Raw genomic sequence first — 23440 nt, forward strand, 5'->3', positions numbered from 1 at the left:
CGGATTACTGCTTCAGCGAAGGTGGACCTGTCATGACACTGCACGTGATCGTCGGCGCCGGCCCTGTCGGCACCGCCACCGCCCGCCTCCTCGCCGAGCGCGGCGAGCGCGTGCGGATGGTCACCCGGCGCGGCACCGGCCCCGAGCACGCGGCGATCGAGCGGGTGGCCGCCGACGCCGGCGACGCGGACCGGCTCGCCGCGCACACCGAGGGCGCGGACGCGCTCTACAACTGCGCCAACCCGGAATACCACAGGTGGCAGACGGACTGGCCGCCGCTGGCCGCCGCCCTGCTCACCGCCGCCGAACGCAGCGGCGCCGTGCTGGCGACAGTCGGCAACCTCTACGGGTACGGCCCGGTCGACGCCCCGATGACCGAGGCGACCCCGCTCGCCGCCACCGGCGTCAAGGGCCGGGTCCGTAACCGGATGTGGGCCGACGCCCTGGCCGCCCACCGCGCCGGCCGGGCCCGGATCACCGAGGTACGCGGCTCCGACTACATCGGCCTCGGCGGCAACTCGCTGCCCATGATGGTGCTGCCCAAGGTGCTCGCCGGGCAGCGGGTGTTCCTGCCGGTGGCCTGGGACGCGCCGCACACCTGGACGTACGTCGGGGACGTCGCCCGTACCCTCGTCGCGGTCGCCGCCGACCCGCGGGCCTGGGGGCGGGCCTGGCACGTGCCCAGCGCGCCACCGATGTCCATGCGGGCGCTCGCCCACCGGGCGGCGGAGCGGGCCGGGGCGCCGGCACCCCGGCTGACCCGGATGCCCTACCCGGTGCTCTGGCTCGGCGGCCTCGCCGACCCGTTCGCCAAGGAGATGCGGGAGACCGCGCACCAGTTCGCCGGGCCGTTCGTGATGGACTCCACCGCAGCCACCGAGACGTTCGGGATCGAGGGGACGCCGCTGGACCGGGTGGTCGACGAGATGGTCACCGGCCTGCGCGCCGCCGCACCCGCCGCCGCCCGCTAGGTGCGGGGACGGGTCGGGCCGAAGGCGGCGACGAGCACGGCGACCATGGTCAGCGCCGCGCCGAGCAGCGTGTCCAGCCCGGGGTGCGAGGCGGCGGTCGGCAGCGCCAGGTCCAGCAGCACCGCGCCGACGATCTGCCCGGCGATGGTGGCCAGGCCGAGCAGCAGCACCCCGGTGAACCGGACGAGGGCGGCGGCCAGCGCGATGAACACGATGCCGAGCGGGCCGCCGAGATAGAGCCACGGCTCGTCCGGGAACGCGCCGGCCGGCCGGCCGCGTACCGCCAGGTCGACAGCGAACGTGAGCAGCAGCGCCGCGGTGCCCACTGTGAAGTTCACCAGCGTGGCCGTCATGGCGCTGCCCGCCGCCGCCCGGACCCGCCCGTTCACCGCCTGCTGCCAGGCGATGCCCACCCCCGCCGCCAGCGGCAGCAGGGCCAGCGCCAGCGCCTGCGGGTCACCGAGCCGGTCGCCCACCGCCAGCAGGACGGCGAGCACTGTGAGCACCGCGCCGATCAGCCGGTTCGGGGTGACCGGCTGCCGGCCGGCCGGGCCGATGCCGGCCCGGTCGACGAGCAGGCTGCTGCCGGACTGCCCGGCCACCACCGCGACGGTGAAGACCGCCACGCCGAGCGCGCCGATGGTCAGCCCCTGCGTCGCCACCAGGAACGCGCCGCACACCCCGCCCAGGCACTGCCACGGCCGCAGCGTGCCGGTGCGCAACGCGCCGCGCAGGGCGACCAGTCCCCGCCGGCCACCGGGGGTGGCGGGGACCAGCACCAGCAGGATCAGCAGACCCACGCCGAACGAGACCACCGCGGCGGCGATCCCGTCGGCCAGGCGTACGCCCAGCTCGCCGTTGATCCGGGACTGGACGGCGACCATCACGCCCGAGGCGGTGGCCAACCCGACACCGGCGACACGTCGCCCGGTCGACAGCGTCGGCGGTGCCGGTGGTGCCGCCGTCCCGGCTCTGCTCACTCCTGCTCGGCCAGCGGGCGCCCGTCGAAGTCGACAGCCGAGTAGAGGGCGAGCTTCTCCAGGCGGTGGTACGAGTCGATCACCCGGATCGTGCCGCTCTTGGAGCGCATCACGATCGACTGCGTGTACGCCCCGCCGGAGCGGTAGCGCACGCCGCGCAGCAGGTCGCCGGAGGTGACGCCGGTGGCCACGAAGAAGCAGTTGTCGCCGGTCACCAGGTCGTCGGTGAACAGCACCCGGTCCAGGTCGTGCCCGGCGTCCAGCGCCTTGCGGCGCTCGTCGGAGTCCTTCGGCCAGAGCTTGGCCTGCATCATGCCGCCCATGCACTTGAGCGCGCACGCCGCCGTGATGCCCTCCGGGGTGCCGCCGATGCCCATCAGCACGTCCACGTCCGACTCGCCACGCGCCGCCGCGATGGCGCCGGCGATGTCACCGTCGGAGATGAACCGGATCCCGGCGCCGGTACGCCGGATCTGCTTCACCAGGTCGTCGTGGCGCGAGCGGTCCAGCACGCACACGGTCACCTCGGCGGCGTCGGTGCCCTTGACCTTGGCGATCCGGTTGATGTTCTCGGCCACCCCGGCGTTGATGTCCACCACGTCGGCGTACATCGGGCCGACGGCCAGCTTCTCCATGTAGAAGACGGCGCTCGGGTCGAACATCGCGCCGCGCTCGGCCACCGCGAGCACCGCCAGCGCGTTCGGCATGCCCTTGCTCATCAGCGTGGTGCCGTCGATCGGGTCGACCGCCACGTCCACCTCGGGGCCGGTCCCGTCGCCGACCTCCTCGCCGTTGAACAGCATCGGGGCGTTGTCCTTCTCGCCCTCGCCGATCACCACGACGCCACGCATGGGGATCGAGTTGATCAGCTTTCGCATGGCGTCGACAGCTGCGCCGTCGCCGCCTTCCTTGTCGCCCCGGCCGACCCAGCGGCCGGCGGCCATCGCCGCGGCCTCGGTGACCCGGACCAGATCGAGGGCGAGGTTGCGGTCGAGATCCTGGGGCGTCCGCGTACTGGTGGTTGTCATGGCGGCCTCCTCGCGACGTTGCGGGGTGGGACCGGCGGTCACCACCGCCGGTTTGTCGCTGATCCTCACACGATCTCAGGTTCGCCGTCCCGGCGGGGCGGAGGAGGCCAGGATCACGTCCCCCGGTGGGCTGCGACAATGGCCGGGTGGAAGCCGCACAGCCTGCCGACCGCACACCGACCGACGCCACCCCGCCGGAGGGCCAGCCCGCGCTGGGCGAGCCCGCGGCTGTGGCACCCGCGCCCGGCGAGCCCGCGGCTGTGACACCGGCAGCGGGTGCGCCCGCAGCTGGTCCGGCGGGGGGCAAGGCCCGGTCCGAGCGGTCGCCGAAGGACATGGCGCTGTCCCTGCTGATCCTGCTGGTCCCGATCGCGCTGCTGCTCGCCTTCTACCGGGGCTTCCTCGGCGGCGACTCGCCGGTCACCGTCGACCCGGCGCCCGCGCTGGAGCAGGCCCGCTCCGCGAACGCCTTCCCGGTCAGCGAGCCGACCGGGCTGGGCGACGACTGGCGTACGGTGAACGCCCGGTTCCGGACCGAGGCGGACGGCTCCACGCTGCGCATCGGCTACGTGACCCCGGAGGGCCGGGGCGCCCAGCTCGTGGAGAGCAACGTCCCGGCGGAGAAGCTGCTGCCGGCCGAGCTGACCGAGGGACAGCCGCAGGGCGCGGCCGACCTGCCCGGCGGGCTGAGCTGGCAGCGCTACACCGCGCGCGGCAACGAGCAGGCGCTCGTCCTGCTGGAGCCGAACCGCACCGTGATCGTCGTCGGCGACGCGGGGGAGTCGGAGCTGCGCAAGCTCGCCACGTCGCTGCGCTGATCGTCCTCCCTCCGGGTGAGGCGGGATTGCGGAAGGCCGCTTCCGGGAACAGAAGGGACATCGAGCCCGGACGACCCACCTGGAGAGGTTGACGTGAAGATACGACGCTTCAGCGCCACCGCGTTCGCCGCGGCGCTGCTCATTCCCGGCCTGGCGGCCTGCAACGGCAACGGGACGACGTCCGACGCCTCCGCGACCCCGAGCGCCTCCGGCAGCGTCGCACCGAGCGCCACGGCGTCCAGCAGCGCGGCCAAGCAGGCCCTGCTCGACTCCACCAACGCGATCCGCGAGGGGAACTTCAAGTTCACCATGACCGGCGCGGGCTCCACCGCCGAAGGGCAGGTGCACGAGCCGAGCCAGAGCGCCGACATGCGGATGACCATCGGCGACCCGTCGTCGGACCTGATGATGAAGCTGGACCTGATCCACGCCAAGCCGGACAGCTGGGTCAAGCTGGAACTCGGCGGCGCCGCCGCCGCGCAGATCCCCGGCGTGAAGAACCTCAACACCGGCAAGTACCACCACCTCGACCAGAACCGGATCAAGGGCAACCGGGCGCTCGGCTTCGACTTCGAGAAGCTCGACCCGGCCGGCAGCGCCGTGCTCACCCAGGGCATCACCGAGGTGCGGCAGACCGGCGAGGGCGCGTACGAGGGCACCGTCGACGTGTCGAAGGCCGCCCAGGCGGGCTCGCTCGACCCGGCCGTGATCACCGCGCTCGGGGCGCAGGCCCAGTCGGTGCCGTTCACCGCCAAGGTCGACACGCAGGGCCGGCTCAGCGAGATGGTGCTCAAGATCCCGGCCGCCGGCCAGAGCGCCGCGCAGGACCTGAAGATCACCTACACCAACTACGGCAACGCGGCCCCGGCCCAGAAGCCCTCGGCCGACCAGGTCGTCGAGGCGCCCGCCGAGCTGTACGGCCTGTTCAACTGACCCACCGCTCCCCGAGACCTGGGCAGTTCCCGCGCCGAGCGGGAGCTGCCCAGGATTCGTTTCGGGTCAGTCCTCGGCGCGCTGGCGCGCGGCGTCGATGCGGGCGCGAGCGCCGTCCAGCCAGCGCTGGCACACCCCGGCGAGCTGTTCGCCGCGTTCCCAGAGGGCCAGCGACTCCTCCAGCGAGGTGCCACCCGCCTCCAGCCGCTCCACCACCGAGGCCAACTCGGCGCGGGCCTGCTCGTAGCTGAGCTGTTCGTCCTGCTTCGTCCCGGTCATGGTTCCTCTTCCCTCAGCCGTCGACGGTGGCGGTCAGCTCGCCCTCGGCGAGGCGTACCCGCAGTGCGTCGCCCTTCGCCACCTCGGTGGCCGCGCGGACGACGTGGCCGTCGGCGCGCTGCACGATCGCGTAGCCGCGCTCCATCGTCGCCGCCGGGGACAGCGCGCGCAGCCGGGCCAGCGTGTGCCGCAGGTCGTCGGTGGCGCCCCGCAGCCGGTGCTCAAGGGTGCGGCCGGCGCGGTCGCGCAGCGCCGACACGTCCACCGCCCGCTGTTCGACCATGACCTGCGGGCGGGCCAGGACCGGACGGGAGCGCAGCAGGTCGATCCGGTGCTGTTCCCGGTCGACCAGGTGACGAACGGCCCGTTCCAGGCGGGACCGGGCCTGCCCGATCAGCCGGGTCTCCTCGGTCAGGTCCGGCACGATGCGCTTGGCCGCGTCGGTGGGGGTGGAGGCGCGCACGTCGGCCACGTAGTCGAGCAGCGGCGCGTCCGTCTCGTGGCCGATCGCGCTGACCACAGGGGTGCGGCAGGCGAACACCGCCCGGCACAGCGCCTCGTCGGAGAAGGGCAGCAGATCCTCGATGCCGCCGCCGCCCCGGGCGATGACGATCACGTCGACGGCCGGGTCGGCGTCGAGCACCTTGAGCGCGCCGACGATGTCCGGCACCGCGCTCGGCCCCTGCACCGCCACGTTGATCGTGCGGAAGTCGACGGCGGGCCACCGGCGGCGGGCGTTCGTCAGCACGTCCCGTTCGGCCGCCGAGGCGCGGCCGGTGATCAGGCCGACCCGGCCCGGCAGGAACGGCAGCCGCCGCTTGCGGGCCCTGTCGAACAGGCCCTCCGCGGCGAGCAGCTTCTTGAGCTTCTCCAGCCGGGCCAGCAGCTCACCGAGGCCGACCTGGCGGATCTCGTCGGCCCGCAGGCTCAGCGTGCCCCGGGCGGCGTAGAACTCGGGCTTGGCGTGCAGCACCACCCGCGCACCCTCGCGCAGCTCCGGCGCGCCCGCGTCCAGCACGTCCCGGTTGGTGGTGACGGTGAGGCTGAGATCGGCCGACGGGTCACGCAGCGTGAGGAAGACGGTGCTCGCGCCGGGGCGGCGGCTGATCTGCGCCACCTGGCCGTCGACCCACACCCAGCCCAGGCGGGCGATCCAGGCGCCGACCTTCTGGCTGACCACCCGGACCGGCCACGGCTCCTCGGCCGTGCTCCGCCCGTCCGGCGCCCCTCGGCCGTCTTCTCCCGCGCTCACCCGCCCACCCTACGACCCGGCACCGACAGCGCCCGCGCGCGCCTCGCGGCCGCTGCCGCGCGGGAGAGCGGCACGTACGATGGGCCTGTGACTGACGCTGAGACGACTCCCCGGACCGGCAAGCGCGTGCTCCTGGCCAACCCCCGCGGCTACTGCGCGGGCGTGGACCGGGCGGTGCAGACCGTCGAGGAGGCGCTGAAGCTCTACGGCGCTCCGATCTACGTGCGCAAGCAGATCGTGCACAACAAGCACGTGGTGCGCACGCTGGAGGCCCAGGGCGCGATCTTCGTGGAGGAGAACGAGGAGGTGCCGGAGGGCGCCACAGTCATCTTCTCCGCCCACGGCGTGGCCCCCGAGGTGTACGAGCAGGCCAAGCAGCGCTCGCTGCGGGCGATCGACGCCACCTGCCCGCTGGTCACGAAGGTGCACCACGAGGCCCGCCGCTTCGCCGCGCAGGACTACGACATCCTGCTCATCGGCCACGAGGGGCACGAGGAGGTCATCGGCACCGCCGGTGAGGCGCCCGCCCACATCCAGCTCGTCGACGGCCCGGACGGGGTCGACAAGGTCACCGTGCGCGACCCGGAGAAGGTGGTCTGGCTGTCCCAGACCACCTTGTCCGTGGACGAGACGCTGGAGACCGTGGCCCGGCTCAAGAAGCGCCTGCCGCTGCTCCAGTCGCCGCCCAGCGACGACATCTGTTACGCCACCTCCAACCGCCAGCACGTGGTCAAGGAGATCGCCCCGGAGTGCGACGTGGTGATCGTGGTCGGCTCGCGCAACTCCTCGAACTCCGTCCGGCTGGTCGAGGTGGCGCTGGACGCCGGGGCCCGCGCCGGCTACCTGGTCGACTTCGCGCACGAGATCGAGGACGCCTGGCTGGCCGGCGCCCGCACCGTGGGTGTGACCTCCGGCGCGAGCGTGCCCGACGAGCTGGTCCAGCAGGTGCTCGCGCACCTGGCCGAGCGCGGCTTCGGCGACGTCGAGGAGATCACCACGGCGGACGAGCGGCTGACGTTCTCGCTGCCGCAGGAACTCAAGCGCGACATGAAGGCCGCCGCCGCGGCGCGCGGCTGACCGGGAACGGATCGGCCGCCCGCCGCGTCCAACCGATCATGAAGACTCCTCGTACGGTGCTCGTCGCACTGCTCGCCGGCCTCGCGCTGACCGCCTGCGCCGCGCCCGGCGACGGGTCCGCCGATTCCAGCCCGAGCCCGAGCCCGAGTACGACGGGAGCCGCCCCGGTGACCAGCCAGCCCGACCCCGGCACCAGCCCGACGACCCGCCCGGACCCCTCCTGGAAGGGCGGCCCGTCGACGCCGCCGGGTGTCGGCGGGACCGTCATCAGCGGCACCGTGCAGGCCGGCGTGGAGCCGAACTGCCTGCTGCTCGACGGTCACCTGCTGGTCGGCGGCCCGCGCGACGTGCTCAAGGCCGGTGCCCGGGTCGAGGTCACCGGCCGCCCCGAGCCGGGCATGATGACCACCTGCCAGCAGGGCACCCCGTTCGTGGTCGAGTCCGCCCGCCCCGCCTGACGACACGAAGGAGCCCCGCCCCCTGCGAGAGGGGACGGGGCTCCGTCGTGTCAGCGGCTCAGTTGACCGCGAGGACCTCGACCGAACCGCGGCCGACGACCGCGCCCTCGGTGGTGGTCACGGCCATGTCGCCGTACAGCTCCCGGCCGGCGGCCGGGGTGGACAGGGCGGTCACCGCACCGGTCAGGGTGGCGGTGGCGCCGTACGCCAGGGACAGCGGCGTGGACGGCGCGGAGAGCGTGCCCAGCGCCGGGGACGCGAACGAGTCCCGGTAGTCGTACGCGGTGCTCGGGTCGCTCATCGAGTAACCGTCGATCACGACCCGGTAGGTGCCCGGCGTCGGGTTGGTCAGCGTGACCGCCTCCTCCGAGTCACCGTCGGCCGACTGGCCCACCTGGGTGGTGCCGCGGAAGACGGTCAGGTCCAGGTCGGCGCTCAGGTCGGACGGGTTGCCGATCCGGGCGGTGAACGAGGTGGCGCCCTCGGGCACCTCCACCACGTACTCCTGGGTGGCGCCCTCGGTGATGCTGGGCCGCTCGGCCCGGGCGCTCGCCAGCGGACCGCCGACGCCGGTCACCTGGACCGGGCCGAACGTGTTGGTCAGCTTCCAGCTCACCGAGGCCGGGGTGCCCGCGGTGACCGACGGGAGCTGGACCACTGCGGGCTCCACCTTGACGCCCTGCACGCGGGCCTGCAGCCGGAACGGGTTGTCCAACGCCGGCGAGGTGCGACGCGCCTCCACCTCGATCTCCCACACGCCCGGCAGCGGGTTCTGGTAGTCCCGCTCCTGCGGCTTGCAGACCGCGGCGTCGGAGAAGTTGGTGTAGCAGGCGGTGCTGGCGGTGCTCTCGACCGGCACGCCGTACGGGTTGATGGCGATGAAGCGGGTCTGCGAGCCGGTCGCGATGCCGGACAGGTTGACCTGGAGCGCACCCGCACCCGGCGGGACGGTCACGAAGTACGACCGGAAGCCGTTCCGCTCGACCGAGCCGTCGACCGAGAAGGAGTACGCCGGAGCGGACACCGGGTTCGAGGCGACCACGACGGTGGCGACCTCGAAGTCGACCACATTGGTGGCCGGGTCGTCGACGGTCATGATGGCGCCGTGGGCGCCGGCCGTCATCGGCTTGGCCTTCACCTTGACCGTGACGGTCTTGTTCAGCGGCAGCCAGACCACCTTGGGGGCGCTGTAGGTGCCGTCGTTGCCGCGGAACGCGACCTCGTGCTTGATGCCCTTGTTCGGGCCGCTGGTGCGGGTCAGCTTCACCTCGTAGTGGCGGCTCTCCTTGACCTTCTGGCCACCGCGGTCGGCGGCGCAGCGGTTGTAGAGGCCGGTGCCGACGTTCGGGTTCGGCACGAACGTGCCGGAGGCCCGGTCGTAGCGGGTCAGGTTCGGCGACAGTTCGGTGCAGACCGGCGCCTCGGAGGTGTAGGTGCGGGTCGGCACGCCCTTGGCGAGCAGGCTCCACGCGCCCGGCACGTCGAACATGCCGTAGCCCTGCGCGTACGTCGGGACATCCGCGATCGGCTGGGCCGAGGTGTAGACGGCCCGGCGCAGCGCGGCCGGGGTGACGCCCTTGCCGGTCGCCTTGGCGGCCGACAGCAGCAGCGCGGCGGCGCCGGTGGCCTGCGGGGCGGCCATCGAGGTGCCGTTGAGCATCTGGTAGCCCGGGGGCAGCGGGTAGCCCGCCTCCGGCACCGGGTTGCCCGGCTGCCAGGTCGGCGCGGTGGAGATGGCCGAGCCCGGAGCGGCGACGTTCGGCTTGAAGCCGCCGTCCTCACGCGGGCCGCGCGAGGAGAAGTTGAACAGCGCGTTGTCCTTGCGGACCACCGAGCCGTAGTTGGCCAGCCAGGTGTCCTTGCTGATGCTCGCCGCGACGCTGACCACGTCGGTGGCGACCGACGGGTCGCCGACGGTGTTCAGACCCGGGCCGGAGTTGCCGGCCGAGATGAACAGCTGCACGCCGTAGGTGTTGATCAGGTCGTTGTAGAGGACCGCGCGGGCGTTCGAGCCGTCGTTGAGCGCGGGCAGGCCTCCGATCGACATGTTCACCACGTCGACCTTGCGGTTGATCACCAGGTCGGCCATGCCGGTGGTGAGCGCCGCCGCGGTACAGCCGCCACCCCAGGAGCAGGCGCGGGCGGAGACCAGCTTGGCACCCGGGGCGGCGCCGTCGAAGGCGCTGTTGCCGAGCATGTCGTTTGCGGCGGTGATGCCGGCGACGTGGGTGCCGTGGGTGCTCTCGACGATGCCGATGTTGACGTAGTCGACCAGGCCGGGGCCGCCGACCGGGGCGGTGTTCACGTTGCGCCGGTACTCGACCACGAACGGGATCTGCTCCCGTACGGCGGTGGCCGGGTTGTCCGTGCCGAAGTGGCCGACCTGGAACTTCTCCTTGTACGGCCGCATCACCTCGTCGTCGGTGAAGTCGTTGTTCTGGTTCGCGTCGACGCGGACGTCACCGGTGGTGGGGCTGTAGAGCACGCCCCAGAAGTCGGTGGTGTCCCCGTCGCGGTTGAGGTCACCCCGCGCGTCGCTGTTCGCGGTGATGTTCTCGCGGAACACGTTGAACCGGTAGTTGCCGGCCGGCGCCGTCCAGGTGCCGAGCGAGGTGGTGAACGTCGGGCCGCTGACCTCGGTCAGCATCGGCCGCCAGGACGCGTCCTCCAGCGGGTCGGTGGCGGTCACCCAGTCGACGATCTTGCGCTCGCCGGTGGTGGTCTGCTGCAGCGCCGGGTGATCGAGGTCCACACCGGAGTCCATGATGCCGATGGTGACGCCGCGGCCGTCCCACTGCGGGTTCGCGGCCTTGAAGGCCTCCGCGCCGGTCTCGTTCGTCGGCATGTACGGGTTCACCGCACCGGTGTCGCCGCCCGGCCCGGCCGGCGTCTGGGCCTGCGCGGCGGTCTTGGCGCCCTTCGGGGCCGCCTCCGGGGCCGGGTCGGGGAGCTTGATGGTCTCGTCCAGGTCGACGGCGGCGACGCCGGGCAGCGTGGCGGCCTTGAGCGCCTTCGCGGTCGGGACCTTCGCCAGCACGTAGCCGATCTGGTCGTACCGCTGGGTGACTGTGGCGCCCAGGGCGGTCAGGCCGTCGACGACCTTCTTGGTCGAGCCCTTCCTGGCCGCGACGATCATCGTGACGGTCGGCGCGTTCTTCGCCTCGGCCTCGTCGAGCAGCTTGGCGTCGTGTGCGCCCAGCGCCTTCGCCGCGGTCGGCTGCGAGGGTTGGGGGGCGGGGGCGGCGCTCGCGGTGCCGGCGCCACCTCCGACGGTCAGAGCGCCGGCCGCGAGGACCGAGGCCAGGAGCGCGGCGGACGGTCGCCGGCTGCGCGTGCGGGGTCTACTCAACGTTCTCTTCCTCCAGAGAACAGGGCCCTCGAGGGGCAGGGCACGTGTGACGGTGATCCTGCGTGTCCCGACGGCAGGTGTCACGACTCGGCCTGAGTTTGTGATCAGTCCGTGATACGGATCGGTCTACGTCATCGCGTGCGTCGTGCTAAAGGTCGACGCCCGTCGACCTCTCGGACGATGTGGACGGCGTGCCGAGAAGCTCAGGCGCCTGCGGCTGCCTCGGTGCCAGCTCGACCTGCGCTGGTGCGGCCAGCTCGTCGTCGGAGACACCCAGCTCGGCCAGCTTGCGGGCGCTGACGAGCACCCGCGCCTCCAGTGAGCCAACCGCCCTGTTGTATGCGGTCACCGCCCCGCTCAGCGAACTGCCGAGCTTGCCGACGTGGTCACCCAGTGTGGACAGCCGTGCGTACAGCTCGCGGGCCAGCGAGTGGACCGTGGCCGCGTTGCGCGCCAGCGCCTCCTGCCGCCACGAGTAGGCGACCGTGCGCAGCAGCGCCACCAGAGTGGCCGGGGTGGCGAGCACCACGTTGCGGGCGAACGCGTGCTCCAACAGGGACGGGTCGCGTTGCAGCGCCACGTCGAGGAACGGGTCCGCCGGCACGAACAACACCACGAACTCGGGTGTCTGGTCGAACGCCGACCAGTAGGACTTGGCGGCCAGGGCGTCCACGTGCGCGCGCAGGTGCCGGGCGTGCGCGTCCAGGTGGGTGTCGCGCCCGCGCTCGTCGCGCGCCTCCATCGCGGTCAGGTACGCGTCGAACGGCGCCTTGGCGTCCACCACCACCGTCCGGCCGCCGTGCAGGCGTACCACCAGGTCGGGGCGTACCCCCTGGTGGTCGGTCGCGGCGGTGACCTGCTCGCTGAAGTCGCAGTGCTCCAGCATGCCGGCGGCCTCGACGATCCGGCGGAGCTGGTGCTCGCCCCAGCGGCCCCGCACCTGCGGCGCGCGCAGCGCGGCGACCAGCTGCTTGGTCTCGGTGCGCAGCTCACCGGAGACCGTGCTCATGGCGCGCACCTGCTCGCGCAGCTCGGCGTACGCGTCGACGCGGTCCCGCTCCAGCTCGGCCACCCGCTGCTCGTAGCGGCGCAGCGTCTCGTGCAGCGGCGCGACCGCGCGGGCAACCGCCTCCTGGGACTGCGCCGTCGCCTCGTAGCTGAGCGCCCGCATGGACTGCTCCAGCCGCCCCTCGCCGGCCTTGGTGGCGGCGAGCGTCGCCTCCAGGCGGGCGATGTCCGCCGCCGCGCGCGCCCGCGCGGCCAGCCAGCCCACCGCGCCGCCCGCGGCGAGGCAGAGCAGCACCACGGCCAGCGTCGCAAAGCTCATGGCCAAGAGCTTGCCAAACGGGTACGACGAGCGCCCGGTGGGTACGTTTGAGTCATGGAGTTCGCGTTGTGGCTGGTCCTGATCCTGCTGCTCGGAGGTGCGTTCGTGTTCTGGCGAAGGGGGAGCAGGTCGCGGCGGTCGAACGAGCTGGCCGACGCCCGCGCCGAGGCGCAGCGCTGGTACGAGCGGCTCGGCGGCCAGCTCATGAACCTGCACGGCGACGCCCCGGCGGTCCGGCAGGCGCTCGCCGACGCCGGTGAGCGCTACAACGCGGCCGGTTCGCAGCTGGAGCAGGCGAGCACGCCGCGCCAGTTCGGGCTGGCCCGGGAGACCGCGCTGGAAGGGCTGGCGTACATCCGGGCGGCGCGGACCGCGATGGGCATCGACCCGGGCCCGGAGCTGCCGCCGCTCGCCTCCGCCCAGGGCGCCGGCGCGCTCACCAAGGAACGCCAGGTCGACGTGCAGGGGCAGACGTTCCGGGCCGGCCCGCAGCCGGGGAACGCGACGCCCTACTACTACCCCGGTGGGCGGTTCCAGGGGCGGCCGGTGCCGGCCGGCTGGTACTCCACGCCGTGGTGGAAGACCGCGCTCGGGGCGGGCGTCGGTGTGGTCGGCGGCATGCTGATCGCGGACGCGCTGTTCTCGCCCGCGTTCGCCGACCCCGGGTACGGCTACGACGCCGGCTACCAGGAGGGCTTCGGCGACGGCCAGGACTTCGGCGACCAGGGCGGCGACATGGGCGGCGGCGACGCCGGTGGCGACTTCGGTGGTGGCGGGGACTTCGGCGGCGGCGACTTCGGTGGCTTCGGCGGCGGCGACTTCGGCGGGGACTTCGGCGGCGGCGACTTCTAGCCGGCGCCGCGCGTCCGAGACCGCGCGTCCGGGCGCGCCACTCGCGCCACTCGGGCGCGCTCGGCGCACGCGTTAAAAAGGGCCCCCTCTTATGCACGAGGCGTTAAGAGGGGGCCCTTCCTTACACCTCAGCCGGTGTTGCGCATGCCGGCGGCGATGCCGTTGACGGTGGTCAGCAGCGCCCGCTCCAGGGCCGTGCCGTCGTTCGGGGCGCGTCGCCCACCCGGCGCGGTCGCCACCGCCCGCCCGGCCGCGCCGGATTCGCGGTACTGCCGCAGCAACGCCACCTGGAGGTGGTGCAGCGGCTCCAGGTAGGTGTCCCGCACGGCGAGCGTGCGCTGGAGCACCGGGGAGTTGTCCAGCAGCGCCGGTGAGGCGGTGACCGCCAGCACCTCCTGCTTGGTCAGCTCGTACTCCTGCTCGATCTTGTCGAAGATCGGGTGCAGCTTCTTCGGCACCAGCGTCTCCACGTACCGCCGGGCGATGGTCAGGTCGGTCTTGGTCAGCATCATCTCGACGTTCGACAGGAACGTGCGGAAGAAGTGCCAGTTCCGGTTCATCTCGGCGAGCACGTCGGCCAGCCCGGCCGCCCGCGCGGCGGCCAGCCCGGAGCCCACGCCGAACCAGCCCGGCACGATCTGGCGGGTCTGCGTCCAGCCGAACACCCACGGGATGGCCCGCAGGCCGGACAGTCCGGCACCGGTGTTCGGGCGCTTCGCCGGCCGGGAGCCGATGTTCAGCGCGCCGAGCAGCTCGGTCGGGGTGGAGGCCCAGAAGTACGCGGGCAGGTCCGGGTCCTCGACCAGCGACCGGTACGACCGGAACGCCGACTCCGAGACGACGTCCATGGCCGCGTCCCAGCGCTCCAGCATCTCGGCCGGCTGCCGGGGCGCGGTGTGCAGCAGCGTGGCCTGGAGCACCGCCGCCACCGTCAGTTCCAGGTTCTCCCGGGCCAGCGCCGGCAGCGTGTACTTGTCGGAGATGACCTCGCCCTGCTCGGTCACCTTGATCGCGCCGTCGAGCGTGCCGTACGGCTGGGCCAGGATCGCGTCGTGCGTGGGGCCGCCACCCCGGCCGACGGTGCCGCCCCGGCCGTGGAACAACCGCAGGTGCACACCGTGCCGCGCGGCCACGTCCCGCAGCGCGCGCTGCGCCCGGTGGATGGACCACTGGCTGGTGGTGATGCCCGCCTCCTTGTTGGAGTCGGAGTAGCCGAGCATCACCTCCTGCACGTCGCCCCGCGCCGCGACCAGCGCCCGGTACGCGGGCAGCGACAGCAGCTCGTCCAGCAGTTCGCCACCGGCGTTCAGCTCGGCCGGGGTCTCCAGCAGCGGCACGATGCCGATGCGGGCCCGCCCGGAGTGCACGTCCACCAGGCCGGCCTCGCGGGCCAGCACCACCGCGGCGAGCACGTCGTCCACGCCGAGCGTCATCGAGATGATGTACGACTCGATGACCTCGGGGCCGAACCGGTCCTGCGCCTCGCGGATCGCCGCGAACACGTCGAACGTCTTGCGGGCCGACTCGGTGAGCGGGCTGTCCTGGGTGGAGAGCGGACGGCGGCCGGTCAGCTCGTCGGCGAGCAGCTTGGTGCGCTCCAGCCGGGACAGGGCCGGGTAGTCGGACACCTCGCCGACCGCCTCGTAGAGCTGGGCCAGCACCTCGTGGTGCTTCTCCGCGTGCTCCCGGATGTCCATGGTGGCCAGGTGCAGGCCGAACGCGGACACCGTACGGATGGTCGAGGCGAGCCGCCCCACGGCGGTGAGCTGACCGGAGTTGCGGGCCAGCGAGGCGCGCAGCAGCTCCAGGTCGGCGATCAGCTCGGCCGAGCCCCGGTAGTCGCGCCCCGGCACGTGCGGGGTGTCGGCGCGCAGCCGCTCCCGGGTGTTGGCGAGCTTCGCCTTCACGCACCGCGCCTTGAGCCGGTACGGCTCCTCCGCGTTCACCCGGCGGAACCGGGGTGCCACCTCCGGTAGCGCGTCGAGGTCCTTGGCCAGGCTGGCGGACAGGTCGAGCGACACCGCGCGCAGCCGCCGGGAGACGCTGACCTCGGTGATCAGCTCGTCCATCGCCTTCTCGGTGGCGGCGATGCCGTGCTCGTGCTGGATGCGCAGCACCTCGCGGGTGACCACCGGCGTGACGAACGGGTTGCCGTCGCGGTCGCCGCCGATCCAGGTGCCGAAGCTCAGCGGGCGGGACGTCGGTGACGTCTCCACGCCGAGCGTGCGCAGCGTGTCGGCGAGGTCGTCGAGGACCTGCGGCGCGGCCTCGGCGTACAGGTCCCGCAGGTAGTAGATGGCGTTGCGCGCCTCGTCGGTCGGGTCCGGCCGGTCCAGCCGCAGCTCGTCGGTCTGCCACATGAGATCGAGCAGTTCGGCCAGGCGGCGGTTCGCCGGGCCCTCGTCGCTGGCGCCGTAGAGGATCGCGTTCGCGGTCTCGGTGTCCAGCTCGTCGGCGACCGCGCGCAGCTTGGACAGGATGGACCGGCGGGCCGCCTCGGTCGGGTGGGCGGTGAAGACCGGGCGTACGGCAAGCCGCCGGGCCGCCGCGGCGATCTCCTCGGCCGGTACGCCCCGCTCGGCGATCATCTTGGCCGCCTGGTCCAGCCAGCCGCCGTGCGTGGCGCGGCGACGGCGCAGGTCCCGCGCGCGGTGCACCTGCTCGGTGATGTTCGCCAGGTGGAAGTAGGTGGAGAAGGCACGGGCCAGCTTCGTGCCGGTGGTGACGTCGAGCCCGGCGAGGCGCTGGGCGGCGGCCGGCACGTCGGAGCGGACCTGGGCGCGGATCTCCTCGACCAGGTCGAGCAGCGGACGGCCCTCCTGGCGGGCAAGGGTCTGCCCGAGCAGCGTGCCGAGGCGGCGGATGTCGGCCCGGAGAGCGGCGTCGGGGCCGTCGTGGTCGTGCTGGTCGGTCACGGTTGCGCTCCTTACGCGAGGACGAAGGACAGCGCTGTCCGACTCCTCTGGATGGTATCCGCGTGCCCCCGGTGGGCAGGAGGGGGACGGCGTGATGATCTGCACTCTGGGACGGCCCGCCGGTCAGCCCCGGTCGGCGGCGTGCCGACCCGGCGGCGGCCGCCGCCGGGCGCGGAACATGGTCGCGGTGAGCAGACCGGCCAGGCCGGCGAGCACCCAGAGCAGCAACCCGGTCAACGCCCACCCGCCGCCGCGCCAGTCGAAGTAGATGGCCGACTTGAACAGGTCGGTGGCGAGGCCTGGAACGTTCCAGCGGTGCATGCCGCGCAGGAACGGCGGCAGGAACTCGGGCGCGTAGATGCCGCCGGAGCCGGGGTTGCCGAGCACCACGAGCAGCAGGATCACGATGCCGGTGCCGAGCAGCCCGAGCCAGCCCTGCACGGCGGCGGCGACCATCCCGGCCGCGAACGCGGCGAGCGCGCCGACCACCGCCACCGTCGCCGCGTGTCCGGCGAACACACCCAGCACCGGCCCGACCAGGATCGCCCCGATGACGCCGAGCAGGATCGCGTGCACCGCGAGCGTGGCGATCCGCAGCCCGGCCCGGCGCAGGCTGCGCGGGCTGGTGCCGAGCGAGATGCCGAGGGCGGTGGACGCCAGGTAGCCGCCGAGCACCACGCCCACGGCCAGGTAGAACGGCACCAGGCCGCGCGGGTCGTCGGCGGAGACCGGCACGTCGTCGGTGACCTGAAGTGGCACCCCGGCCTGCCGGGCCGCCTCGGTGAACACCCCGGTGACGAGTTCGCTGGCGGCGGGCGCTCCGGCGCTGGCGGTGGCGAGGGTCAGGCCGCCGTCCGGGGCGGAGCTGAGCACCGCGTACACCGACCTGTCGTTGAGGCCGTCGGAGGCGGCGTCGAGGCTGTCGTACCCGACGGGTTTGATCGTGTCTGTGCGGGCGCGGACGCCGGACATCACGGCCTGGGCCTGCTGGTCGTTCGTGACCACGGCGACCGGCACGTCGCGCGGGTCCGGCTTGTGCAGCGCGCCGACGTAGGCGGCAATGAACGCGCTGGCCAGCGCCAGGGTGCCGAGGATCAGCGCCGCCGTGCGCGGCAGCCAGTCCCGGGTACGCAGCTCCGGCTCGTCGTCCACGGCCACAGCCTATTGCCGGCATATGTCCGGCTCGTGGGGTTTCGTCGAGCGAAACCGCTGGCCCGGGCCGATAGCGTCGGGCCATGAACGTGCCTGTCTACCCCGCCAAACCGCAGCCGGGCGACCGGGTCGCGGTGGTGTCGCCCTCCGCCGGCCTGCCGGGTCTCTTCCCCCACGTGTACGAGCTGGGGCTGCGCCGGCTCCGCGACGAGCTGGGGCTGGAACCGGTGGAGTATCCGACGACCCGGGTCATGGGCGCCGACCCGCGCGACCGGGCACGTGACCTGACCGCCGCGTTCGCCGACCCGACGATCACCGCCGTCCTGGCGACGGTCGGCGGGGACGACCTGATCACCGTCACCCCGTACCTGGACGACGACGTGCTGCGGGCGAACCCGAAGCCGTACTTCGGCTACTCGGACAACACCAACGTGCTCAACCACCTCTACCGGCTGGGCGTCGTCGGCTACCACGGCGGCTCGGTGCTGGTGCACCTCGGGCGCTCCGGCAAGCCGCACCCGCTCACGCTCGACTCGCTGCGCGCCGCGCTGTTCACCTCCGGCTGGTACGAGCTGACCGCCGCGCCCGAGTGGGGCGACGAGCCGTGCGACTGGCGCGACCCGGCCGCGCTGGCCGGGGAGCCGCCGATGTACCCGTCCGAGGGCTGGCGCTGGCACGGCCCGGCCGAGGTGGTGCGGGGCCGCACCTGGGGCGGCAACCTGGAGATCCTGCACTGGCTGATGGCGGCCGACCGCGTTCCGCGCGCGGCCGACCTGGCCGGCTCGGTGCTGGTGCTGGAGACGTCGGAGGAGATGCCGCCCGCGCAGGAGGTCTTCCGGATCGTGCGCAACATGGGCGAGCGGGGTCTGCTCGCCGCCGTACCGGCGATCGTGGTGGGCCGCCCCAAGGCGTGGGACTTCGACCGGCCGCATACCGTGGCGCAGCGGCTGGCCTGGAGTGAGGACCAGCGGGAGGCGATCCTGTCGGCGCTCGCCCCGTACGCCGGCGACCCGGTGGTGGTCTTCGACGTCGACCTGGGCCACACCGACCCGCAGCTGATCATCCCGTACGGCGGCGAGATCCGGGTGGACGCGGTCGAGCGCCGGATCGCCGTGCGCTACTGACGACGCCGGCCATGGGTGTCTCCGCGCTGTTTCGACACCCATGGCGTTCCACCCGGCGCTGTCCGGCCGGCGCCGGCGTGGGTCAGGCGTCGACGACGGCGAAGGCGCGGACCGGGAACGTGCCCATGCCGGCCACCCGTGGCGGGGCGGCGGTGAACCGGAAACCGGTAGGCGGCAGCGCGTCCAGACCGGTCAGGTGTTCCACGATCGGGATGCCGGCGGCCAGCAGGCCGGTGTGCGCCGGGCGCTGACCGGCTGCCGCCGGAGTCATGTCGTCGATGTTTATCGAGTCGATGCCGACGAGCGCCGCACCCGACTCGGCCAGCCACTGCGCGCCGTCGCCGGTCAGGTAGGGCGCGTCCGGTCCGGCGTACCCGTCGGTGCCGAAGTGCGCGTCCCACCCGGTGTGCAGCAGCACCGCGCACCCGGCCACCTCGTACGGGGCGAGCAGCAGCCGGTCCACCGCCCGCGTGCCGGGCGGCACGCGTACCACCAGGCCGGGCAGGTCGGCGAGGCGGTCCAGCGGCACCCCGGTCAGGTCCGGTCCGTCGGCGAAGCGGTGCGAGGGCGTGTCCACGTACGTGCCGGTGTTGGCGATCATGTCGATCCGCCCGACCTGGAACTCGACGCCCGGCGCGTACCGCTCCCGGGACGCCTCCCGGGTCAGCCACTCGTCGATCACCGGACCGGGCCAGCCGGGCAGCGTGACCATGCCGTCGGTGACCACGTGACTCAGCTCCACCAGCCGCCGCCCGCCGGAGGCCGGTGGCGTCACGCCGCGCCCGCCCTTGTGCGGCTCCGCCACGACGGTCCGGTCGGTGATCCGTACCTCGCCGACCATGAGCAGCCCGAGGTGCCGGACCAGCAGCGCGGCCACCTCGTCGTCGGTGACGTCCGGGTGCGGCACGTCCAGCCGGAACCCGTCGGTGCGCAGCCCGCCACCGTTGGAGAAAACCACCTCGGCGTCGAAGACCGTCCGATACTCGATCATCCGCCCACCGCACCACGCCCGGCCGCGGCCGGTCAAGATCCAGATTCGGGCGGCCCCGGAACGTCGGTGCGGGGGGATAGGCTCGAACGGTGCACCCCCCGTCCGGCTGGACGCGGGGTCGTCGTCGTGTGTCGAAGCCGCTGGAAGTGATCACTGATGCTCACCGGACTCTTCTCCGCCGCCCTGGCCGACCCGGGGCTGGCCCGGGCGCGTGACCTGGCGCGCTCCGGTGCCGCGCAGGTCGACGGGCTCGACCTGACCGCCCCCGCCGCGCTGCGCCCGTTCGCTGTCGCAGCCGTCGCCGCCGACGAGCCGGCCGGCGGCGCGGGCCGCCCGGTCCTCGCGGTCACCGCCACCACCCGCGAGGCCGACGACCTGGCCTCCGCGCTGGGCAGCCTGCTGCCGCCGGAGCAGGTGGCGGTCTTCCCGTCCTGGGAGACGCTGCCGCACGAGCGGCTGTCGCCCCGCTCCGACACGGTCGGGCGCCGCCTGGCCGTGCTGCGCCGCCTCGCCCACCCGGACGCCGCCGACGCGCACGGCCGCACCGGGCCGCTGCGGGTGGTCGTCGCGCCGGTCCGCTCGCTGCTCCAGCCGCAGCTCAAGGGCCTCGGCGACCTGGAGCCCGTCCAGCTCGCCGCCGGTGACGAGGCCGACCTGGAAGAGGTGGCCCGCCGGCTCACCGACATGGCGTACGCCCGGGTCGACCTGGTCACCAAGCGCGGCGAGTTCGCCGTGCGCGGCGGCATCCTGGACGTCTTCCCGCCCACCGACGAGCACCCGTCCCGGGTCGAGTTCTGGGGCGACGAGGTGGAGGAGATCCGCACCTTCGCGGTCGCCGACCAGCGCACCATCGAGGGCGTCGCGCAGCTCTGGGCGCCGCCGTGCCGGGAACTGCTGCTGACCCCGGCGGTGCGGGAGCGGGCCGCCGCGCTCGCCGCCGAGCACCCCGAGCTGGCCGAGATCCTGGACAAGCTGGCCGAGGGCATCCCGGTCGAGGGCATGGAGTCGCTGGCCCCGGCGCTGATCGGATCCGACGCGCTCGAACTCCTCGTGGACTGCATGCCGGCCGGCACCCACGTACTCCTCTGCGACCCGGAGCGCATCCGCACCCGCGCGCACGACCTGGTCCGTACCTCGGAGGAGTTCCTCCAGGCCAGCTGGGCCGCGGCCGCCGTCGGCGGCCAGGCCCCTGTCGACCTCGGCGCCGCCGCCTTCAAGACCCTGGCCGAGGTACGCACGGCGGCCCGCGCCCTGCGCCAGCCCTGGTGGACGCTCGCGCCGTTCGGCCTGGTCGAGGCCGACGCCGCACCGGCCCGGCAGCCCTGGGAGGACGCTCCGGCCGCTGTCGACGTCACCCCCGACGACGCCATCGCGGTGAGTCTGGCCGCCCAGCCGGCCCCGCTCTACCACGGCGAGACCGCACGGGTGGTCGACGACCTGAAGCGGTGGGCCGGCGAGGGCTGGTCGATCGCGCTGGTGTTCGAGGGGCACGGTCCCGCCCAGCGGGCCGTCGAGGTGCTGCGCGACGCCGGTCTCGGCGCCCGCCTCACCGAGGAGGTGCCCGCCGCGCCCGCGCCCGGCGAGCTGCTCGTGTCGTGCGGCTGCCTGACCGCCGGGTTCGTCGACGAGGCGTCGAAGTTCGTGCTGCTCACCGGCAACGACGTCACCGGCGGCCGGGGCACGTCCACCCGCGACATGCGCAAGATGCCCAGCCGGCGGCGCAACACCATCGACCCGCTGGAGCTGAAGGCCGGCGACTTCGTGGTGCACGAGCAGCACGGCATCGGCCGGTACGTCGAGCTGGTGCAGCGCACGGTGAACGGCGCGAGCCGCGAATACCTGGTCATCGAGTACGCGCCGAGCAAGCGCGGCCAGCCCGGTGACCGCCTCTTCGTCCCCACCGACCAGCTCGACCAGCTCTCCCGCTACGTCGGCGGCGAGCAGCCCACGCTGCACAAGATGGGCGGCTCGGACTGGCAGAAGTCCAAGGCCCGGGCCCGCAAGGCGGTCCGTGAGATCGCCGCGCAGCTCATCCAGCTCTACGCCGCGCGCAAGGCGTCCAAGGGGCACAACTTCGCCCCCGACACCCCGTGGCAGCGGGAGCTGGAGGACGCGTTCCCCTGGCAGGAGACACCCGACCAGCTGGCCGCCATCGAGGAGGTCAAGCGGGACATGGAACAGACCGTCCCGATGGACCGGCTGATCTGCGGCGACGTCGGCTACGGCAAGACCGAGATCGCGGTACGCGCGGCGTTCAAGGCGGTGCAGGACGGCAAGCAGGTGGCCGTGCTGGTGCCGACCACGCTGCTGGTGCAGCAGCACTACAACACGTTCGCCGAGCGGATGAGCCAGTTCCCGGTGTCGATCCGGCAGCTGTCCCGGTTCCAGACGCCGAAGGAGACCGAGCAGACGCTGGAGATGGCCGCTGCCGGCACCGTCGATATCGTCATCGGCACCCACCGGCTGCTCCAGGCGTCCACCCGGTTCAAGTCTCTGGGGCTGGTCATCATCGACGAGGAGCAGCGGTTCGGCGTCGAGCACAAGGAGCACCTGAAGACGCTGCGCGCCTCGGTCGACGTGCTCGCCATGTCGGCCACCCCGATCCCGCGCACGCTGGAGATGGCGATCACCGGCATTCGGGAGATGTCCACCATCGCCACCCCGCCGGAGGAGCGGCACCCGGTGCTCACGTTCGTCGGCGCGTACGACGACCGCCAGGTGGCCGCGTCCATCCACCGTGAGCTGCTGCGCGACGGCCAGGTCTTCTACCTGCACAACCGGGTCGAGTCGATCGAGAAGGCGGCCCGCAAGCTGCGGGAGCTGGTGCCCGAGGCCCGGGTCGCGGTGGCGCACGGCCAGATGGGCGAGGAGGCGCTGGAGAAGGTGATGGTCGGCTTCTGGGAGAAGGAGTTCGACGTCCTGGTCTGCACCACCATCGTCGAGTCCGGCATCGACATCCCCAACGCCAACACCCTCATCGTCGAGCGGGCCGACCTGCTCGGCCTGGCCCAGCTGCACCAGATCCGCGGCCGGGTCGGCCGCGGCCGCGAACGGGCGTACGCGTACTTCCTCTACCCGCCGGAGAAGCCGCTCACCGAGAACGCGCACGAGCGGCTGGCCACCATCGCCCAGCACACCGAACTCGGCGCCGGCATGTACGTGGCGATGAAGGACCTGGAGATCCGCGGCGCCGGAAACCTGCTCGGCGGCGAGCAGTCCGGCCACATCGAGGGCGTCGGCTTCGACCTCTACGTCCGGATGGTCGGCGAGGCCGTGTCCGCCTTCAAGGGCGAGAGCACCGAGGAGGAGACCGAGGTCAAGGTCGACCTGCCGATCGACGCGCACCTGCCGCACGACTACGTCGCCGTGGAGCGGCTGCGCCTGGAGATGTACCGCAAGCTCGCCGAGGCCCGCGATGAGGAGCGCCTGCGTGAGGTGGTCGCCGAGATGACCGACCGGTACGGCGAGCCGCCCGCGCCGGTGCAGAACCTGGTCGCGGTGGCCCGGTTCCGGCTGCTGGCCCGCCGCTACGGGCTGACCGACGTGTCGATGCAGGGCAAGCACATCCGGTTCGGCCCGCTGCCGCTGCCCGACTCCAAGCAGATGCGGCTCAAGCGCTACCACCCGGACTCGGTCTACAAGCAGGCGCTCGACCAGGTCAGCGTGCCCCGGCCCAGCACCCGGCGGATCGGCGGCGAGCCGCTGCGCGACCAGGCGCTGCTGGAGTGGTGCGGGCAGCTCCTGGCCGATGTGCTGGGCAAGCCCGAGGAGCTGGCCGGTTCTGCCAGCCCCGCAGTGGCGAGCGGAAGGTGACGGGGCAAGCCCGAGGAGCTGGCCGGTTCTGCCAGCCCCGCAGTGGCGAGCGGAAGGTGACGGGGCAAGCCCGAGGAGCTGGCCGGTTCTGCCGGTTCCGTGGCCGGTGCCCGATGAGGTG

General features: G+C 73.1%; 17 protein-coding genes. 8 read left to right on the forward strand and 9 right to left on the reverse strand.

What is annotated here, in order from left to right:
* The first annotated feature begins 32 nt into the window (after window positions 1–32).
* Window positions 33–971: an NAD-dependent epimerase/dehydratase family protein gene (locus AB0D28_RS03120; RefSeq protein WP_357381625.1), complete on the forward strand. Its 939-nt coding sequence runs from the start codon at window positions 33–35 to the stop codon at window positions 969–971.
* Here the strand turns inward: AB0D28_RS03120 and AB0D28_RS03125 are convergent.
* Together AB0D28_RS03125 and glpX are read right to left on the reverse strand one after the other, a co-directional pair.
* On the reverse strand, window positions 968–1909 hold the full coding sequence (locus tag AB0D28_RS03125; RefSeq protein WP_357381804.1) for a DMT family transporter: 942 nt from the start codon (window positions 1907–1909) through the stop codon (window positions 968–970). The genes AB0D28_RS03120 and AB0D28_RS03125 overlap by 4 nt on opposite strands.
* 38 nt (window positions 1910–1947) lie before the next feature.
* Window positions 1948–2979, reverse strand: a complete 1032-nt coding sequence (gene glpX, locus AB0D28_RS03130) for a class II fructose-bisphosphatase (RefSeq protein ID WP_252453116.1) — start codon at window positions 2977–2979, stop codon at window positions 1948–1950.
* 146 nt (window positions 2980–3125) lie between these two features.
* Between glpX and AB0D28_RS03135 the strand changes: the two genes are divergently transcribed.
* Both AB0D28_RS03135 and AB0D28_RS03140 read left to right on the forward strand, forming a co-directional pair.
* Window positions 3126–3797, forward strand: a complete 672-nt coding sequence (locus AB0D28_RS03135; protein ID WP_357381627.1) for a DUF4245 domain-containing protein — start codon at window positions 3126–3128, stop codon at window positions 3795–3797.
* A 93-nt stretch (window positions 3798–3890) separates the two neighbouring features.
* Complete coding sequence (locus AB0D28_RS03140; RefSeq protein ID WP_357381629.1) at window positions 3891–4730, forward strand: hypothetical protein; 840 nt, start codon at window positions 3891–3893, stop codon at window positions 4728–4730.
* 66 nt (window positions 4731–4796) lie between these two features.
* Here AB0D28_RS03140 and AB0D28_RS03145 read toward each other — a convergent pair whose 3' ends face one another.
* Window positions 4797–5009, reverse strand: coding sequence for an exodeoxyribonuclease VII small subunit (locus AB0D28_RS03145; RefSeq protein ID WP_128136699.1), 213 nt, complete (start codon window positions 5007–5009; stop codon window positions 4797–4799).
* Window positions 5010–5022: 13 nt separating this feature from the next.
* A complete protein-coding gene (gene xseA, locus AB0D28_RS03150) occupies window positions 5023–6261 on the reverse strand; it encodes an exodeoxyribonuclease VII large subunit (RefSeq protein WP_357381631.1) in 1239 nt (412 codons plus the stop codon).
* Between the two features lie 87 nt (window positions 6262–6348).
* Here xseA and AB0D28_RS03155 point away from each other — a divergent pair, with 87 nt between their 5' ends.
* Both AB0D28_RS03155 and AB0D28_RS03160 read left to right on the forward strand, forming a co-directional pair.
* On the forward strand, window positions 6349–7338 hold the full coding sequence (locus AB0D28_RS03155; RefSeq protein ID WP_357381633.1) for a 4-hydroxy-3-methylbut-2-enyl diphosphate reductase: 990 nt from the start codon (window positions 6349–6351) through the stop codon (window positions 7336–7338).
* A 38-nt stretch (window positions 7339–7376) separates the two neighbouring features.
* On the forward strand, window positions 7377–7796 hold the full coding sequence (locus AB0D28_RS03160; protein WP_357381635.1) for a hypothetical protein: 420 nt from the start codon (window positions 7377–7379) through the stop codon (window positions 7794–7796).
* A 58-nt stretch (window positions 7797–7854) separates the two neighbouring features.
* On the opposite strand, the gene AB0D28_RS03165 is transcribed toward AB0D28_RS03160, so the two are convergent.
* Window positions 7855–11145, reverse strand: a complete 3291-nt coding sequence (locus tag AB0D28_RS03165) for a S8 family serine peptidase (RefSeq protein ID WP_357381637.1) — start codon at window positions 11143–11145, stop codon at window positions 7855–7857.
* A 148-nt stretch (window positions 11146–11293) separates the two neighbouring features.
* Complete coding sequence (locus tag AB0D28_RS03170) at window positions 11294–12472, reverse strand: DNA recombination protein RmuC (protein ID WP_357381639.1); 1179 nt, start codon at window positions 12470–12472, stop codon at window positions 11294–11296.
* Window positions 12473–12526: 54 nt separating this feature from the next.
* Between AB0D28_RS03170 and AB0D28_RS03175 the strand changes: the two genes are divergently transcribed.
* A complete protein-coding gene (locus tag AB0D28_RS03175) occupies window positions 12527–13324 on the forward strand; it encodes a hypothetical protein (protein WP_357381641.1) in 798 nt (265 codons plus the stop codon).
* 128 nt (window positions 13325–13452) lie between these two features.
* Here AB0D28_RS03175 and ppc read toward each other — a convergent pair whose 3' ends face one another.
* Together ppc and AB0D28_RS03185 are read right to left on the reverse strand one after the other, a co-directional pair.
* Window positions 13453–16239 (reverse strand): phosphoenolpyruvate carboxylase, encoded by a 2787-nt coding sequence (gene ppc, locus AB0D28_RS03180; RefSeq protein ID WP_357381643.1) that lies wholly within the window; start codon window positions 16237–16239, stop codon window positions 13453–13455.
* Window positions 16240–16362: 123 nt separating this feature from the next.
* Window positions 16363–17391, reverse strand: coding sequence for a hypothetical protein (locus AB0D28_RS03185; protein ID WP_357381645.1), 1029 nt, complete (start codon window positions 17389–17391; stop codon window positions 16363–16365).
* An 83-nt stretch (window positions 17392–17474) separates the two neighbouring features.
* On the opposite strand from AB0D28_RS03185, the gene AB0D28_RS03190 reads away from it, so the two are divergent.
* Complete coding sequence (locus AB0D28_RS03190) at window positions 17475–18515, forward strand: S66 peptidase family protein (RefSeq protein WP_357381647.1); 1041 nt, start codon at window positions 17475–17477, stop codon at window positions 18513–18515.
* 82 nt (window positions 18516–18597) lie between these two features.
* Here the strand turns inward: AB0D28_RS03190 and AB0D28_RS03195 are convergent, their stop codons facing one another.
* The gene (locus AB0D28_RS03195; protein ID WP_357381649.1) at window positions 18598–19506 is read right to left on the reverse strand and encodes a cyclase family protein; all 909 of its coding nucleotides are present in this window, start codon (window positions 19504–19506) and stop codon (window positions 18598–18600) included.
* Between the two features lie 156 nt (window positions 19507–19662).
* Between AB0D28_RS03195 and mfd the strand changes: the two genes are divergently transcribed.
* On the forward strand, window positions 19663–23319 hold the full coding sequence (gene mfd, locus AB0D28_RS03200) for a transcription-repair coupling factor (RefSeq protein WP_357381651.1): 3657 nt from the start codon (window positions 19663–19665) through the stop codon (window positions 23317–23319).
* Window positions 23320–23440 lie beyond the last annotated feature (121 nt).

The sequence above is a fragment of the Micromonospora sp. NPDC048169 genome, from assembly GCF_040652815.1.
GTDB lineage: Bacteria > Actinomycetota > Actinomycetes > Mycobacteriales > Micromonosporaceae > Micromonospora.

What these genes read in the sequence shown, in the direction of transcription:
- AB0D28_RS03170 (WP_357381639.1), bottom strand. Translation starts at nt 12,472, where the DNA reads ATGAGCTTTGCGACGCTGGCCGTGGTGCTGCTCTGCCTCGCCGCGGGC.
- AB0D28_RS03195 (WP_357381649.1), bottom strand. Translation starts at nt 19,506, where the DNA reads ATGATCGAGTATCGGACGGTCTTCGACGCCGAGGTGGTTTTCTCCAAC.
- AB0D28_RS03145 (WP_128136699.1), bottom strand. Translation starts at nt 5,009, where the DNA reads ATGACCGGGACGAAGCAGGACGAACAGCTCAGCTACGAGCAGGCCCGC.
- mfd (WP_357381651.1), top strand. Translation starts at nt 19,663, where the DNA reads ATGCTCACCGGACTCTTCTCCGCCGCCCTGGCCGACCCGGGGCTGGCC.
- AB0D28_RS03175 (WP_357381641.1), top strand. Translation starts at nt 12,527, where the DNA reads ATGGAGTTCGCGTTGTGGCTGGTCCTGATCCTGCTGCTCGGAGGTGCG.
- AB0D28_RS03160 (WP_357381635.1), top strand. Translation starts at nt 7,377, where the DNA reads ATGAAGACTCCTCGTACGGTGCTCGTCGCACTGCTCGCCGGCCTCGCG.
- AB0D28_RS03120 (WP_357381625.1), top strand. Translation starts at nt 33, where the DNA reads ATGACACTGCACGTGATCGTCGGCGCCGGCCCTGTCGGCACCGCCACC.
- glpX (WP_252453116.1), bottom strand. Translation starts at nt 2,979, where the DNA reads ATGACAACCACCAGTACGCGGACGCCCCAGGATCTCGACCGCAACCTC.
- AB0D28_RS03190 (WP_357381647.1), top strand. Translation starts at nt 17,475, where the DNA reads ATGAACGTGCCTGTCTACCCCGCCAAACCGCAGCCGGGCGACCGGGTC.